Origin of the sequence: Vibrio sp. 2096, assembly GCF_033339595.1 — a bacterium.
GTDB lineage: Bacteria > Pseudomonadota > Gammaproteobacteria > Enterobacterales > Vibrionaceae > Vibrio > Vibrio alginolyticus.
The window spans coordinates 162964-177739 of the sequence record NZ_JAWOUX010000004.1 but is presented as its reverse complement, the minus strand read 5'-3'; the positions used below and the strand labels follow the sequence as shown (position 1 = coordinate 177739).

General features: G+C 41.1%; 18 protein-coding genes. 3 read left to right on the top strand and 15 right to left on the bottom strand.

Annotation, left to right across the window (positions count from 1 at the left end):
* Positions 1 to 10: 10 nt before the first annotated feature.
* The 13 genes from R7Q41_RS09585 to R7Q41_RS09525 all read right to left on the bottom strand — a co-directional run bounded on the left by R7Q41_RS09585 (position 11) and on the right by R7Q41_RS09525 (position 10566).
* Positions 11 to 871, bottom strand: coding sequence for a glycosyltransferase family 2 protein (locus R7Q41_RS09585; protein ID WP_222132977.1), 861 nt, complete (start codon positions 869 to 871; stop codon positions 11 to 13).
* Positions 872 to 910: 39 nt separating this feature from the next.
* A complete protein-coding gene (locus R7Q41_RS09580; RefSeq protein WP_222132978.1) occupies positions 911 to 1540 on the bottom strand; it encodes a NeuD/PglB/VioB family sugar acetyltransferase in 630 nt (209 codons plus the stop codon).
* 3 nt (positions 1541 to 1543) lie between these two features.
* Positions 1544 to 2419: a formyltransferase family protein gene (locus tag R7Q41_RS09575; protein ID WP_222132979.1), complete on the bottom strand. Its 876-nt coding sequence runs from the start codon at positions 2417 to 2419 to the stop codon at positions 1544 to 1546.
* Complete coding sequence (locus R7Q41_RS09570) at positions 2412 to 3152, bottom strand: SDR family NAD(P)-dependent oxidoreductase (protein ID WP_124007357.1); 741 nt, start codon at positions 3150 to 3152, stop codon at positions 2412 to 2414. The genes R7Q41_RS09575 and R7Q41_RS09570 overlap by 8 nt, the downstream gene beginning before the upstream one ends.
* 5 nt (positions 3153 to 3157) lie before the next feature.
* Positions 3158 to 3373: a phosphopantetheine-binding protein gene (locus R7Q41_RS09565; protein WP_124007356.1), complete on the bottom strand. Its 216-nt coding sequence runs from the start codon at positions 3371 to 3373 to the stop codon at positions 3158 to 3160.
* Positions 3374 to 4441: a ketoacyl-ACP synthase III gene (locus R7Q41_RS09560; protein ID WP_222132980.1), complete on the bottom strand. Its 1068-nt coding sequence runs from the start codon at positions 4439 to 4441 to the stop codon at positions 3374 to 3376.
* 3 nt (positions 4442 to 4444) lie between these two features.
* Positions 4445 to 4639: a phosphopantetheine-binding protein gene (locus tag R7Q41_RS09555; protein ID WP_185090657.1), complete on the bottom strand. Its 195-nt coding sequence runs from the start codon at positions 4637 to 4639 to the stop codon at positions 4445 to 4447.
* 37 nt (positions 4640 to 4676) lie between these two features.
* The gene (locus R7Q41_RS09550) at positions 4677 to 6212 is read right to left on the bottom strand and encodes an amino acid adenylation domain-containing protein (protein WP_124007353.1); all 1536 of its coding nucleotides are present in this window, start codon (positions 6210 to 6212) and stop codon (positions 4677 to 4679) included.
* A gap of 24 nt (positions 6213 to 6236) precedes the next feature.
* A complete protein-coding gene (locus tag R7Q41_RS09545; RefSeq protein ID WP_222132981.1) occupies positions 6237 to 7325 on the bottom strand; it encodes a DegT/DnrJ/EryC1/StrS family aminotransferase in 1089 nt (362 codons plus the stop codon).
* A 30-nt stretch (positions 7326 to 7355) separates the two neighbouring features.
* Positions 7356 to 8228, bottom strand: a complete 873-nt coding sequence (gene rfbA / locus R7Q41_RS09540; RefSeq protein WP_150916123.1) for a glucose-1-phosphate thymidylyltransferase RfbA — start codon at positions 8226 to 8228, stop codon at positions 7356 to 7358.
* Positions 8228 to 9292, bottom strand: coding sequence for a dTDP-glucose 4,6-dehydratase (rfbB, locus tag R7Q41_RS09535; RefSeq protein WP_222132982.1), 1065 nt, complete (start codon positions 9290 to 9292; stop codon positions 8228 to 8230). Before rfbB ends, rfbA begins: the two co-directional genes overlap by 1 nt.
* Before the next feature lie 144 nt (positions 9293 to 9436).
* Positions 9437 to 10147 carry a 3-deoxy-D-manno-octulosonic acid kinase gene (locus tag R7Q41_RS09530; protein WP_222132983.1) on the bottom strand — a complete coding sequence of 237 codons (711 nt, stop codon included), beginning with the start codon at positions 10145 to 10147 and terminating at the stop codon, positions 9437 to 9439.
* An 11-nt stretch (positions 10148 to 10158) separates the two neighbouring features.
* Positions 10159 to 10566, bottom strand: a complete 408-nt coding sequence (locus R7Q41_RS09525; RefSeq protein WP_222132984.1) for a diacylglycerol kinase — start codon at positions 10564 to 10566, stop codon at positions 10159 to 10161.
* A gap of 107 nt (positions 10567 to 10673) precedes the next feature.
* Between R7Q41_RS09525 and R7Q41_RS09520 the strand changes: the two genes are divergently transcribed.
* The 3 genes from R7Q41_RS09520 to R7Q41_RS09510 are packed head-to-tail and all read left to right on the top strand — an operon-like array spanning position 10674 to position 13317.
* Positions 10674 to 11729: a glycosyltransferase family 9 protein gene (locus R7Q41_RS09520; protein WP_222132985.1), complete on the top strand. Its 1056-nt coding sequence runs from the start codon at positions 10674 to 10676 to the stop codon at positions 11727 to 11729.
* A gap of 35 nt (positions 11730 to 11764) precedes the next feature.
* Positions 11765 to 12532, top strand: coding sequence for a glycosyltransferase family 2 protein (locus R7Q41_RS09515; RefSeq protein WP_222132986.1), 768 nt, complete (start codon positions 11765 to 11767; stop codon positions 12530 to 12532).
* Complete coding sequence (locus R7Q41_RS09510) at positions 12529 to 13317, top strand: glycosyltransferase family 2 protein (protein ID WP_222132987.1); 789 nt, start codon at positions 12529 to 12531, stop codon at positions 13315 to 13317. The genes R7Q41_RS09515 and R7Q41_RS09510 overlap by 4 nt, the downstream gene beginning before the upstream one ends.
* A 30-nt stretch (positions 13318 to 13347) precedes the next feature.
* Here the strand turns inward: R7Q41_RS09510 and R7Q41_RS09505 are convergent, their stop codons facing one another.
* Both R7Q41_RS09505 and coaD read right to left on the bottom strand, forming a co-directional pair.
* Entirely contained in the window at positions 13348 to 14283 is a 936-nt protein-coding gene (locus tag R7Q41_RS09505) for a glycosyl transferase family 90 (protein ID WP_222132988.1), read from the bottom strand.
* The gene (gene coaD / locus R7Q41_RS09500; RefSeq protein WP_005395788.1) at positions 14270 to 14752 is read right to left on the bottom strand and encodes a pantetheine-phosphate adenylyltransferase; all 483 of its coding nucleotides are present in this window, start codon (positions 14750 to 14752) and stop codon (positions 14270 to 14272) included. The genes R7Q41_RS09505 and coaD overlap by 14 nt, the downstream gene beginning before the upstream one ends.
* Positions 14753 to 14776 lie beyond the last annotated feature (24 nt).

Sequence of the window (14776 nt, the reverse complement as noted above, 5' to 3'; positions counted from 1 at the left end):
CGGCTTTATTTTAAGCTTTAGTTTTAAACCAACGCTTTATTTTCTTTAGGTAGTGTTTTTTCGATTTTTTCAGATATATACCTAAAAAGCATGTCCAATACTTATAGTGATAGATCTTGTTCAAACCAAGAATACGGATTTTATATTGTTCAAACTCTCGGTCTTCTGCCATTGGGTCTTTTGCTTGCTGGAGACTCCAAGAGCCCTCATGCATGCTACGATAAACCGACATTTTTTCAGGGAGGTACCAGGCGCCTTGCTCGATACTATTGATAATCTGCAACACAGAGTGCTCGCCATAAAGCTTGAAAAAGTCTTCATGTTGATAAATTAGGTCAAAAAACGGCTCTTTTCTAATAAACATCGATGCCATAGGCATAGTGTCTCCGCCCTTCTTAATGACATACTGATAAGATATTTTCTTTTCTAAATCGCCTTGGTATCCGTATTTCTTGTCAACCAACTGGTCTTTTAGCAAAGTCAAAGAAGGATGAAAACAAGCATTAATATCCTTATGGCTTGCCAAAGCTTCAAGCTGTTTTTGAAGCTTGTTGTCATCAACCCAATAGTCATCACCTTCACAAAAAGCTATGAACTCCCCATCAACATGAGGCAACATGTTAAAAAGTACAGCTGATGATCCTTTAGAATATATATTTTCCTCTGGATAAATTCTCTTTATTTGGCATTTCCCAGAATACTCATTAAAAACTCTATCGATAATTTTTCGACTATTGTCAGGAGAGCAATCATCATGTATAAGCAACTCGTATTCAAAGTCTACTGTCTGATTAAGTATAGATAAAAGTGTCTGCTCAATATATTTTTCGTGATTATAGCAAGTACAAATAACCGAGACTTTGGTGGACATTTTATTCCTCTGTCTTCTACTTTATTTAATTAAGAAGAGTTATATCTTTTTAGCAGGATTACCTAGAACAGTGGTATTTGACCTCACTTTGGTAAATACGACAGACCCCATGCCAACTGTCGCATCATCTGCTACTTTAACTTTAGGGTGGATAGTTGCTCCGGAGCCAATCAATACTCGCTCACCAACTTCTACATAACCATTGATAGTATTGCTTCCTAGTAAAGAGGTATAGCAACCAATTTTGACATCATGTCCAATAGCACAATTACAGTTGATAAGCGAAAAGTCACCAATAACTGCACCAGGAGAGATGCTGCAGTTTGGGTTAATAATTACACCTTCACCTATTAAAGAGAATGGGCTTAACACAACACTAGGGTGAATAAACGAGATAGCATTACCGCCTTTATCTTTTAGCATTTCGGCAATACTAGCGCGAGCATAACCTTCCCCTCCAAATGCCAAAATAAAATCAAACTGTTCAAGATCATCTAGCATGGAGATTGATTTTACTTCGTGACCATAAAATGTTGTTCCTGATACAAAATATTCGTCAGTCACACAAAAGCACAAGAAACGTTCACGAATATCATTTACATCTTGTATCCAGCTGTACACTTCCGCAGCTAGACCACTAGCTCCAAATATAATAATTGGATTAGACATTATTTATCCCTGTTCAATCTCGATTTTTTCAACGTGTATTTTTAACAAGCCAAACTCATCATTTATCACGATGCTACTTTCGCTACTATTTACAGATTTATCGCTTGGTTCATCAATAAACTGATAAGCACGTACAGAGTATCTATCACCATCATTATCAATTAGAGCCTTAGGAAAAACTTTAAATAGTCCATAATCTAATGCTCTCAATATGCGATAGTTCTCAAGCGTTGATTGTTTTATATCTAGCCAGCCATTTCCGGGAATATCTTTGGACAGGTACAGATAGTCATACCTCAATGGCTGTTTAGCCAAGCAAGGAGTACTTCCTGTTTGCAACAATTCATCAATTACGTTTGAAAAGGCTTCCAGTCCGGCATGCATACATTTATGAGCGACCTGATATGCTTTGTCATGCTTATCAACTAACACGTCCGAAAAAGCAATAGCCTCACCAGTATCTACACCTTCATCAACATAATGCCAAGTGACACCTGTTTTTTCTAATTGATGAAAAATAGCCCAACTAGGTGCGTTTCTTCCTCGTAAATTTGGTAAAAGTGCATTATGAAAATTGATAATAGTTACATTCTTTAAAGTCAGTAACTTCCCTTTAAAAAGGTAGTTATTATTCGCACTGATGATTAATGTATTACCAGATAGCCACCTGAGTAACGAAGACTCGATTTCTTCTTTCGTATGCTTAAATTGATATGCGACGTCGTGTTTTTGCGCAAATGACTCAAGAGTAGAAAAAGGTTGCATCTCTGTCTGTAACAATTTCAGCGTCACATCATATTGAAGAAGCTTGGAAGCTACGTCTTGAGCTATCTTACCAAAACCGATCACGATTACGGTTTCAAACTTTAATTTAGACACTGCGCCCTCCATCAATCACAAGATCTAAACCAGTCACCCAGCGAGACGCTCTGCTACTCAAAAAATAACAGGCCTCTGCAACATCTTCAGGTTTGCCTAAACCTAAAGGATATAGGTTATGTAACTTTTCAAGCGCTGCTTCGCCCAAATCAACCGCTACATCTTTTGTGTGCTTGGTCTCAACCCACCCAGGCGAAACGGTATTTACTCTGATTTTACGCGGAGCTAATTCTCTAGCCATTGATTTACTTGCAGAAATCAATGCACCTTTTGCTGCAGAATAAGCAACTAATCCTGGCTCACCAACGAAATGGGCAATGCTAGAAATCAGTGTAATACTTCTATCCTGAGACTTATCTGAATACAAAGCATTCGAAAAAAGCTGGCAAAGGAGCAAGTGACTATTCACATTCGTTTGCATAGTCAAAAGAAGCTCTTCATCCGATACTAACTTCAACGGCAAGATTTTATGGTAGCCCGCAGCACAGATAAGATCTGTAACTTTACCTTGCTCAGTAACGATCTTTTTCAACAGCGGTTTTAATGATGAAGGAGACTTCAAATCCCAAACATAAGCGGCAGAGGAATCTTTTCCTAAAGATTCCTCTGCGATTTTAAGGCTCTCTTTATTACGTCCAAGAAGGATCACAAAGTTTCCCTCTTGAACATGTTTGTGAGCAATACTCAAGCCAATGTCTGAAGTCGCTCCTGTGATAAGAACTTTTCTTTTCATCGAAATTACTGAGGAAGTAGCTCGAGCAATTGACCCACAGTTTTTCGTTCGATTAAATCACCGTGCCCAATTTCTACTTGATATTCATCTGCGAATAAAGTGATAAGAGACAATTGGGCTAAAGAGTCCCACTCTCCCGTTTCTTGATATTCAAAATCAGGAGTTAGCTCTTCTACTTCCAACTCAAGGATCTCAGCTAGTTCTTCCAAAAAAACAGTCATTTATACATCCAACTTAATTAGTTTACATAGTGTAAGTTCATTGAGATCAACCAAGGTCGCCCCCCAACTCAGACCTACACCAAAGCCTGATAATAGTGCTTTTTTACCCTCAAAGCCCGAATTCTTCATCCAAGATGATAAAATCGACATTGGAACAGTTGCGGACGAAGAGTTACCATAAATAGTCACTACCTCTGAAGGTAACTGCTCTTCCGTTACCTTCAGTGCTGAACGGAAACGATCCAAGATAAACTTATTTGCTTGATGAAAGAAAAAGTAGTCAATCTCTTCTGGTTTTGTGTTCGTTTCAATAAACTCTTTAATAAAATTTATTACCGTTGTTTGAGTAAACGTAAAAACGTCTCTACCTTGCATGACCAAGTGTTCAGAGCAACGCCAATTCCCTTCTTCGTCCTCGGCAAGAGTGGCAGTATCAGACGTACAAGGGTGTACCATACCACCTGATGGGATCATTAGAGCTTTCGCTCCTTTACCATCATGTTTGATCTCAAGAGGAGCCTTCACATTTTCCGCTCTTTTTTCTATTAAAGAGATAGTAACTGCATCCCCAATAAGAGGGTATGAATTACGATCTTTTAAAGAAACCTTACGGCTTAAAACATCACCAGCAATTAGCAAAACTTTTTGCGCATCACTATTACGAATTAAGCTCGAAGCTTCAAACAAACCTCGAATATAACCGTTGCAACCATCGTTGATGTCCATGCAATAACAATCGGTTTTAAAGTCAAAAGCACCATGTACTATCGAAGCCGTTGATGGAATAGGGTAATCAGGGGTTTGAGTTACCACCAAAATTCCATCCACATCCTGATAGTCGCACCCAAGAGTGGTTGACAGGTCCTCAAACAAAGGAAAAATCATATCAGTGAGCGCCGTTTCTTTTGAAACAACATGATGTTGATTGTATCCCATTAGCTTCTTCAGCTTTTTAGAGCTCTGCTCTGTGTGTGAGTAGTTTTTTATCTCATCATCAAAGTAAGAAATATGCTTTGGGACGGCTGCGATTATCCCTTTCAGCGAGATATTGCCAATGTCACTTTTCATAAGTTAACCTTGAATCTTTTTAAGATACTCACCAATAACATGCGGCGAAACAAAATTCTCAGGAACCAAACCTTCACCAGGGATTGAAATAGCTAGCTGAGCTTCGATCTCACTTACTAGGACTAACAAATCAAAAGAGTCCAACAGACCTGACTCAAAAAGTTCAGTATCTTTAGCAAACTCATGTTCTGGTTTCATTGTGGTTAGGATTGCTATAATTTTTTCACACATACTACTATTTAACCTTTACAAATTCTTGTAGCGCTTTCTCTGAAAAAGCTTTTCTATTTAACTTACCATTTGGCGTAAAAAGCATTTCTTGTACAAAGCCAATCTTGCTTGGAATCATGTACTTTGGTAAACGTTTCGTCAGTGCAACTTTAAGCTCAACTTCACTCATTGAACTACTGCATTGAACAAAAGAATAAAGCACTTTATCTTCTGATAAATAACCAACAACACACTGTTCGACAGCATCTAGCTCCATGATCTGAGACTCAATTTCACCAAGTTCTATACGATAGCCATTGTGCTTAATCTGGAAGTCTTTTCTACCAATATAATAAATTAAACCATCAACAAGTCTAACCAAGTCTCCGGTACGATAGATCATATCAATGTATTTATCTTGAAGAGGGTTTTGACAAAATACCTCTTCTGTTTTTTCTGAGTTAGCCCAATAACCAAGCGCTAAGCTAGAGCCTCGAACGCACAATTCACCTTCATCATTACGCTGGTCGTTTTCATCTAGGATTAAAATGCCTGAGTTATGGCAAGGTATCCCTATAGGTAAGCTATCCCCGTCCCAGTCTGACGGCACATCATAGTAGGTGCAATCAACGGTAATTTCTGTTGGTCCGTACAAGTTAGAGTAATGAGCATTAGGATGCTTATCTAACCAGTACTTAATCGTCTTCGCTGGCATAACTTCCCCAGCAAAAAATACATTCTTCAAGCATGGCAATTGAAACTGATCAAGTAACTTAAGATTCGCAATATTTACAAGCAATGAAGGAACCCAGAAGATCGTTGTTATTGCTTTTTCTTTTAAGTATTCAAGTGTTTTCTGAGGAAAAATAAACACGCTTTCAGGGATAACATGCAATTCTGCCGCATTAGACAACGCCAAATAGATGTCTAAAGTCGAGTTATCAAAGAATAGTGGTGCTTGACTACCAATAATATCAACATTGCTCACTTTATAGGCAGAATTAGCCCAGTCAATATAATCAATAATACTAGAGTGGCAAATAGTGACACCTTTTGGTGTGCCAGTAGAGCCTGAAGTAAAAATTATATAGCATGGATCTTTATCAATAACGGTTTGATTAAACTTTTCGATATCAACCCAAATCTCTTGCATAGGTAGCTTAGATGCCGGTATTTCATCGATATTAATAGTTGAAATTGGATTATCTAATTCTAATGAATTTAATAAATTTCGTGACGTTTCATCATAAAGAACAAGACAATCTTGAAGGTTAGATAAGATCTTTAATAGTCGTTCTTTAGGTGAGTTAATGTCTACGGGACAGTAAATCCCTCCAGCCATTGTCGCAGAAAAGATCATGGAGAGTGCATTTACAGATTTTTTCGCAAACACAACAATCGGCTTGTTTAAACTTCCCAGCTGTCTTAGTTGCAATGAGATAGCATATGACTTTGCTGTACTTTCTGCATAAGTCAAAGAGTGGCTCGAATCCGAAACACAAATATTTTCTGGGTGTTTCATCGACGATGCTTGTAGATATTTCAGGATGCTGTTTCTCATCTTATATTCTCTTTTTGCAACCAATCATGATTTTTTAAGTATTTGTTTTATCTTGTTTACCATTGATTCACACAAATCAAAATATATAGGCAAGCATAAGATCCTTTTACTAGTCGAGCGACTAACTTCACATGGAGCTCCTTCATGACCATAACTATCAACAAGATCTAAACTTGGATAAAAGTACCTTCTTGGAAAGATATTATTCGCTTCCAAATTAGCCTTAGCTCTAAGTAATGACGGCTCCGAATCAAACACAATTGGTACATACGCACCATTAGGTTTTGAGCTATCCAACCAATGTTGCATTTGGAAAACATCAGAAAGGTGAGTTTGATAACTTTGCCATAAGCCTCTTCGCTTAGTCATGATACTTTCTATATCATCTAGAACGCAGTGACCCATAGCGCCTTCAAACTCATTCATCTTGGCATTGGTTCCAACACCTTCTATTGAATCCGGTCCCGTTATTCCAAAGTTAATCATAGTGCGTACTTTAGCTGCTAGCTCATCACATTGCGTAATCACAGCTCCACCCTCTATCGTGTGGAATAACTTTGTAGCATGGAAACTTAATGTACTTATATCACCGTGCGTTAATACACTTTCTTTATTTAGATCCACACCAAAAGCATGAGCGGCATCATAGATAACTTTTAAACCGTGCTTGTTTGCTATAGCTTGAATCTCATTGACTTTACATGGATTACCAAACACGTGCACCGGTACTATTGCAGACGTTTTTTCTGTAATAAGATCTTCAATTAAATCAGGATTTATATTAAAGGTATCACTTTCAATATCACAAAAAACGGGTGTTAAGTTTTCCCAACTAAGCGTGCTTGTAGTCGCAGCAAAAGAGAAAGGTGTTGTGATCACCTCTCCTGTAAGATTTAATGCCTTATAAGCAACCTGAAGTGCTAATGAGCCATTTGCAACCAATATAACATGCTTAACACCAAGATACTCAGCTAGTCGAGATTCTAAATCCTTAACGAGAGGACCACTATTGGTCAACCAACCGCTCTCGTACACACGATCAACATATTGTTTATACTTATCTTTTGACGGTAGATATGGTTTTGTTACAGGAACAATTTCATTGCTCATCATTTAATATCTCATTGCAACTAACGAGTAGTGCTATTTTTGTTCGGTGATTAACTCGGAAAGGTAACGTCCGTAATCATTTTTTTGCATCGGTTTTGCAATAGATAGTAGCTGGTCCCTTGTTAACCACCCATTGCGCCACGCAATCTCTTCTAAACAGGCAACTTTCAGGCCTTGAACATTCTCAATGGTTTGAACAAACGAAGAGGCTTCATGCAGGCTTTCATGTGTTCCAGTATCTAACCAAGCAAAACCTCGCCCTAGTAATTGAACATTCAGGTCACCTTGCTCAAGGTACATCTGGTTTAGCGTCGAAATCTCTAACTCACCACGAGCTGAAGGTTTAACTTTTTTTGCCAATTCGACGACTCGGTTATCATAAAAATACAGCCCAGTGACAGCATAATTGGATTTAGGCTTTACTGGTTTTTCTTCAATTGAAATCGCCTGCATATTGGCATCAAATTCTACAACGCCAAATCGCTCAGGATCTTTAACCTGATAACCGAATACCGTCGCACCACGGCTCTTCATCGCAGCTTGCTGAAGAATAGGAGTGAACCCCTGCCCATAAAAGATGTTGTCACCCAGCACTAAACATACTGAGTCATCGCCAATGAATTCTTCGCCAATGATGAAGGCTTGGGCTAAGCCGTCTGGGCTTGGCTGAATCGCGTATTGCAACTCAATGCCAAACTCTGAACCATCACCTAATAGGCGCTGGAAACCCTCCTGGTCTTCTGGCGTGGTGATGATCAAGATTTCACGAATACCCGCAAGCATGAGTACCGACAACGGGTAATAAATCATTGGTTTGTCATAAACCGGCAGTAACTGCTTAGAGACACCGCGTGTTATAGGGTAAAGGCGAGTGCCCGAGCCACCTGCTAAAATAATGCCTTTCATTATTCGCCCGCTCCTAATCGCTCTAAACTGTATGAACCATCAAGCACGCGTTGCCACCATTGCTGATTATTGAGGTACCATTCCACGGTTTTGCGAATACCGCTTTCAAACGTTTCTTCTGGCGTCCAGCCAAGCTCTTGAGCGATCTTGGTGGCATCAATTGCGTAGCGCACATCATGACCAGGGCGATCTTTGACATAAGTGATCAAAGATTCATAAGACTCGACCCCGGCCGGTTTTTCTGGACGCAACTCTTCAAGCAAAGCACAAATGGTTTTCACCACTTCGATGTTTGCTTTTTCGTTATGGCCACCAATGTTGTAGGTTTCACCGACTTCACCTTCGTTGACCACTTTGTACAGCGCGCGAGCATGATCTTCCACGAACAGCCAATCTCGGATTTGCATACCATCGCCATACACAGGCAGCGGCTTGCCGTCGAGGGCATTTAAAATCATCAGAGGGATCAACTTCTCTGGGAAGTGGTACGGGCCATAGTTGTTTGAGCAATTGGTGACAAGTGTCGGTAAACCATAAGTACGTTGCCAAGCGCGAACCAGATGATCGCTCGACGCTTTAGATGCGGAATATGGGCTACTCGGCGCGTATGAAGTGGTTTCGGTGAACAAATCATCCGTCCCCTCTAAATCGCCGTACACTTCGTCCGTAGAAATATGATGAAAACGGAATGCCGATTGGCGCGCTTCATCTAGGCTCGACCAATATTGACGGGCCGCTTCGAGCAGATGGTAAGTGCCCATCACGTTGGTCTCAATAAAAGCAGCAGGACCATCAATAGAACGATCGACATGAGATTCGGCGGCCAAATGCATCACCCTATCGGGTTGATGCTCTGAAAAAACGCGGTCTAGTTCAGCTCGGTCACAGATATCCACTTGCTCGAAGTAGTAACGTTCACTATCTGAGACATCAACCAGTGACTCTAGATTCCCTGCGTAGGTCAGTTTATCTAAATTGATAACGGTATCTTGGGTGTCACGAATGATATGTCGGACAACAGCTGACCCAATGAAGCCTGCTCCACCGGTTACTAATATTTTCATTACAAATGTTACCTACGTTAATTTGTGTGCCATCAGATACACATGAATACTTTATGATTATTGTAGTTTATAGACTCACTCGAGCATCGTTAGACTCAAGAGGGCTTACTTAGAGCAATTAATGCAAAATAATAAAAAACTCAATTAAGATTGAGAAGCATAACCGTCCTGCAAATGCTCAAAATCGGATTCTTGCCAAATAATCTGTCGCTTTAAACGCTCTTTATTAAATGAACGCAGGAGTCTACTTAGATTTTGATCTTTCCAGTCACCAGAAGTTTCAAAACGACACTTATCAAAATCGATAATCCATACCTTATCTTTGTCGTCGATCAAGATATTATGGATATTCAAGTCGGTATGGTTAACGCCAACCTGATGCATCTTGGCAATTTCTTGCCCTATTTTCTGATACATTTCTGCCGATAAAGACTGTTCTTGCAAGATACTAACCAGATCTCTGGCGTTTGGGATTCGCTCACTTAGTAAATCAGCTTGATAGAAGAACCCTGACTTTACGGCTCTTGCTGCAATTGGACGAGGAACGTGCACTCCAGCCTCGATTAGCGCCAATAAAAGCTGAAACTCTTGCGCACAACGGGTGTTATCCCAGCCAGAGAACCAATAATGATCGTTAACCAACTTCCCAAACAAACCGCCACGACGGTAATGGCGCAGTGCTGCTTGCATGTTCTCTAGTTGGATAAACCAAGTCGTGCCTCGCCCCGTCGCACTGCCAACCACCTTGTCTAAGGACTGCCAGTATTCCGCATCAAATATCGGTTGGCTAGGGTCTGTAACGATCTCGTCATCAAACCAGATCATTTGGTTGTTGTTTTGATACTGTTGAGTCACGCGCTTACCCTCTAGCCGAAATATCGGCTGGCTAATATATACAACCAAGTAAATCCGGCGAACGCCAATGCAACCATAACGGCAGCAGAGCCTATGTCTTTAGCTCGACCACTGAGTTCATGCCGCTCAATACCGATACGATCAACCACAGCCTCAATAGCTGAATTCACAAGCTCTACAATCAAGACTAACACCACGACCCCGATCATTAAGATACGCTCAACCATGCCGACATCCACTAACCAAGCCAAAATCACAGCGATACTCAACAGAGCCAACTCTTGTCGAATGGCGGCTTCATGCTTAAAAGCCGCTTTTAATCCTTGGATCGAATAACCCGTCGCGTTAACGATGCGCTTTAGCCCGGTATTACCCGGTTTGCCAGATTCTTGCGATTGATGCGGTGTTATCTTTGACATTGCAGAACACTTATCAGTACTTAGCTATATTCGAGCCGTGTATTTTACATTTATTGGGGATGTCTGCATAATTTACCTGCCTCTATTCATCGAATCAGACAATAATTATGTTCACTTCTGCCCCATCGTCATTATGCATCTTGCGTTTGTCCGCTATTGGAGACGTTTGCAATACCATCGCCACCGTTCAAGCTGTTCAGAAACACTGGCCTTCGACTCAGATTACTTGGATAACGGGTAAACTTGAAGCCCAGTTATTAGCCGCCATTGATGGCGTAGAAGTGATTGTTTTTGATAAAAAAGCGGGACTCGATGGCTACAAATCGCTTTGGCGACAGCTGAAAGGCAGAGAGTTTGATGCGCTATTGCATATGCAGTACGCGATTCGAGCGAGTGTCGCAACGTTGGGCATTAAAGCAAAATACAAACTTGGTTTCTCTTCTGATAGAAGCCAAGATTTTCAGACGCTATTTACCAATGTCAAAGTGCCTTCCCCGCAATCTCTGCATGTCGCAGATGGCTTAATGGCCTTTGCCCATCAAATTGGAGTACCAAAGGCAGAACTGGACTGGGTACTTTCTTATTCAGATCACGACCAAGCTTGGGCAGAGTCTCATATTTCTCGTAATAAACCTAACCTGCTGATTGTGCCTGGTGCGAGCAAAGCTTATAAAAACTGGAACGCGGAAGGTTATGTGGAGGTGATTCATCACGCCAGAGCTAAAGGCTGGAACGTGATGCTGGCAGGTAGCCCAGCTCAAGTTGAACTGGATTTGGCTGAAGCCATTCAATCTCGCTTGGAAGAACCGTGTCTAAATTTAGTTGGACAAAGTTCAATTCTGCAAATGCTTGCGTTAATAGATAAGGTTGAAATGGTCATCGCCCCCGATACCGGACCAGCACACATGGCGAATGCCATGAAAACGCCAATCATCGGGCTCTATGCACACCATAATCCGCTGCGAGTAGGACCTTACCGTTATCTAAAATACGTTGTCTCAGTGTATGAAGAAACGATCTTTGCGGAAACAGGTAAAAACAGTCACGAGTTAAGCTGGCGAACTCGCGCTAAAGATGAAACGGCAATGAACCGCATTACCAGCACTCAAGTAATGAGCATGTTCGATCAAGTCTTAGAAGATTTGTATCCTCAATACCAGTAAACTTACTGTCTTGATTTGTTAAGAAGGAAATGACCTTGTCCAAACCAACCTTAGCCGTTGCCTTAATTGTAAAAAATGAAGAGAAGCACTTACAAGCTTGTCTAGACACAGTAAAAGATTGGGTCGATGAGATTGTCCTTCTAGACTCGGGCAGCACCGATCGCACCGAAGAAATCGCCCGACAATACACAGATAAGTTTTACACCAACCTAGATTGGCCAGGTTTCGGTAAACAACGCCAACTTGCGCAGCAATACGTTACGGCAGACTACGTTTTATGGCTTGATGCGGACGAACAAGTCACTCCAGAGCTAAAAGAAAGTATCTTACACGCGGTATCAGCCAATAAGCCGAACGTTTTATACAAACTTAATCGACTAAGCTCAGCGTTTGGTAAGTTCATCTACAATTCTGGTTGGTCTCCAGACTGGATTGTGCGCTTATATCGCACCGAATATACGCAATATAATGATTCGCTCGTTCATGAAAAAGTTGATGAGAAAAACTATCAAACTGAAAAACTGGATGGTCGACTGCATCACTACACTTACGAGCACCTTCATCATTACATCAATAAAACCACTGGCTACCTCAAGTCCTGGACGGATGAACGTGAAGGTAAAAAGAAAGCGGGTTTAACGACCGCTATCGTTCACGCTCTTGCTAGCTTTTTGAAGATGTATGTGCTCAAACGAGGCTTCCTTGATGGCAAACATGGTTTCATTCTAGCTTGGCTAAGCATGCACTCTACTTTTGTAAAATATATCGATCTCTACTTACGTGAACAGGCAAAAAAATCATGAAAACGACTTTAATTATCACCACTTACAACTGGAAAGAAGCATTAAAAGCGGTGTTAGAAAGCGTGAAACGTCAAACCGTTTTGCCTGATGAAGTCATCGTTGCAGATGACGGTTCTCGAGACGATACCAAAGCAATGATCGACCAACTGCGTGACGGCTTTCCCGTACCACTTATTCATAGCTGGCACGAAGATAATGGCTTTCAACTTTCAATGAGCCGCAACCGTGCTATCGCAAAAGCATCAGGTGACTACCTCATCATGATTGATGGCGATATGGTGTTGTCTCAAACGTTTATTGAATCACATAAACAAGTCGCAAAGCCAAATTGGTTTGTGCAGGGTGGACGTGTGTTAACGGATGAAAACTGCAGCAAGGCCATCATGGAAAACGGCTTAGTGCCTTCTATCTTCAGCAAAGGCATTCGCAATCGTAAAAACTGCATCACCAACGCTTTGCTATCGAAATGGTTCTCTTACGAGCGCAATAACGATAAAGCCACTCGCGGTTGCAACATGGCGTTTTGGCGACAAGATGTCATCGAGGTGAATGGCTTCAACCAAGATTTTGTTGGATGGGGACGCGAAGACAGCGAGTTTGTTCATCGCATGTTGAATGCGGGTAAGTCACGTCTTTACCTAAAATTCGCAGGTGTAGGCTACCACTTGTACCACGTAGAAAACTCTCGTGCGTCACTCGGACAAAATGACGAGATTTTAGAGAACACCATTAAAAACAAGCTTAAACGCTGTGAGAATGGTGTTGATCAATTTATAGAAGCTTAAGATTATAAAAAGGGGCGTTTCGCCCCTTTTTTATTGTTGCTGAGATAAAGCGAAGTACTTATCGGCAACCATCAATGAGATCAAACGCTCTTTACGTTTATCTTTGAACAGCTCAACCCACTGGTGCGCATTTTCAATGATCGCTAATGCTTCTTGCTCATTCGCTAGATAATAGTCCATCTTTTCGGGCAAATCCGAATAGTCATCCTTCACTTCAACATAGTGGACACCAGCCTCTAACTTACCTTCCATAAACCAAGTCTCATATTTTGGCTTTGACATAATAACCAAGGAGTTAGACGACATAGCCCACTTAAGGTTGGTGGCCACATCATTGCCTTCTATACACAACAAGAACTTGTATTGAAGTTGCTCCTCAATGCTCATAAAGCCTTTTTCCCAAGGCTGCCCTTCTACCGGGCGGGTCTGGCCAATGTTGCATTGCGGATGGTTGTAGAACGCATGAATCACCTTTTGACGATGAGGCTGAAAACCCACACCACGCCAAGCGACCATGTCCTTTTTATCTTGATAGCGAACAGGATCATCAACAAATTTAAAATGACGAACTTGGTTGAGTTTCAATACCACTGAATTTTGGTTGCTACCAAAAATAGGGCGGCTTTTTATAAAGCTCGGTACATTGGGAATGTGTGTAACATCACCGTTGATGTAGTTAAACGCAAAACTGGAAGGGAAATAGCGTACAACTTGGCGAAGATCGAAAAAATACGTCCAACCTTTCGTTTTTTTGAATGTATCGACAGTCGCGTAACTTTGTTCTCGGCTATCGACTGAAAACGGCGTTTCACACTTGTTGTAATAGTTCACCCGCTCAAGGCAGAGTTGCTTCTCGGCTTCAGTTAAATTCGAAAGTAAACGCTTTGCTTGTGCTCGATATACAAAACGAGGGATAAGTATCGAGAGAGCGTTTGAGAAATAATAAGGGAATTTACTGTCTTTCATTCAGTTTTTCCCCAATCGCGATGGCTACTGGCTTGGGAACGAACTGATCGATACTTCCGCCATGAATGGCCACTTCTCTCACGATAGTCGACGATAGAAATGCAAACTCTTCTTCAGGTGTCAAAAATACACTTTCGATACCTGGTAATAGCTTTCGGTACATGTTGGTCAGTCCAAACTCGTATTCAAAGTCTACCGTTGTTCGCAAACCACGAATAAGAACCTTAGCTTGCTCATCTCTCGCGAAATCCACTAATAACCCAGAGAACCCCTTTACCGTCACACCAGGTAAATGCGCTACAACGTCCTGCATCAGTGCAACGCGCTCTTCCAATGAAAACATGGTGTTCTTCGATGGGCTTGCGGCTACGCCAATCACAACCTCATCAAACATTTCGTGAGTACGTTCTATTAGATTGAGGTGACCATTAGTCACTGGATCAAAAGTGCCCGGATAAATGACTTTCATATAATTTACTAAGTTATTCGAAAC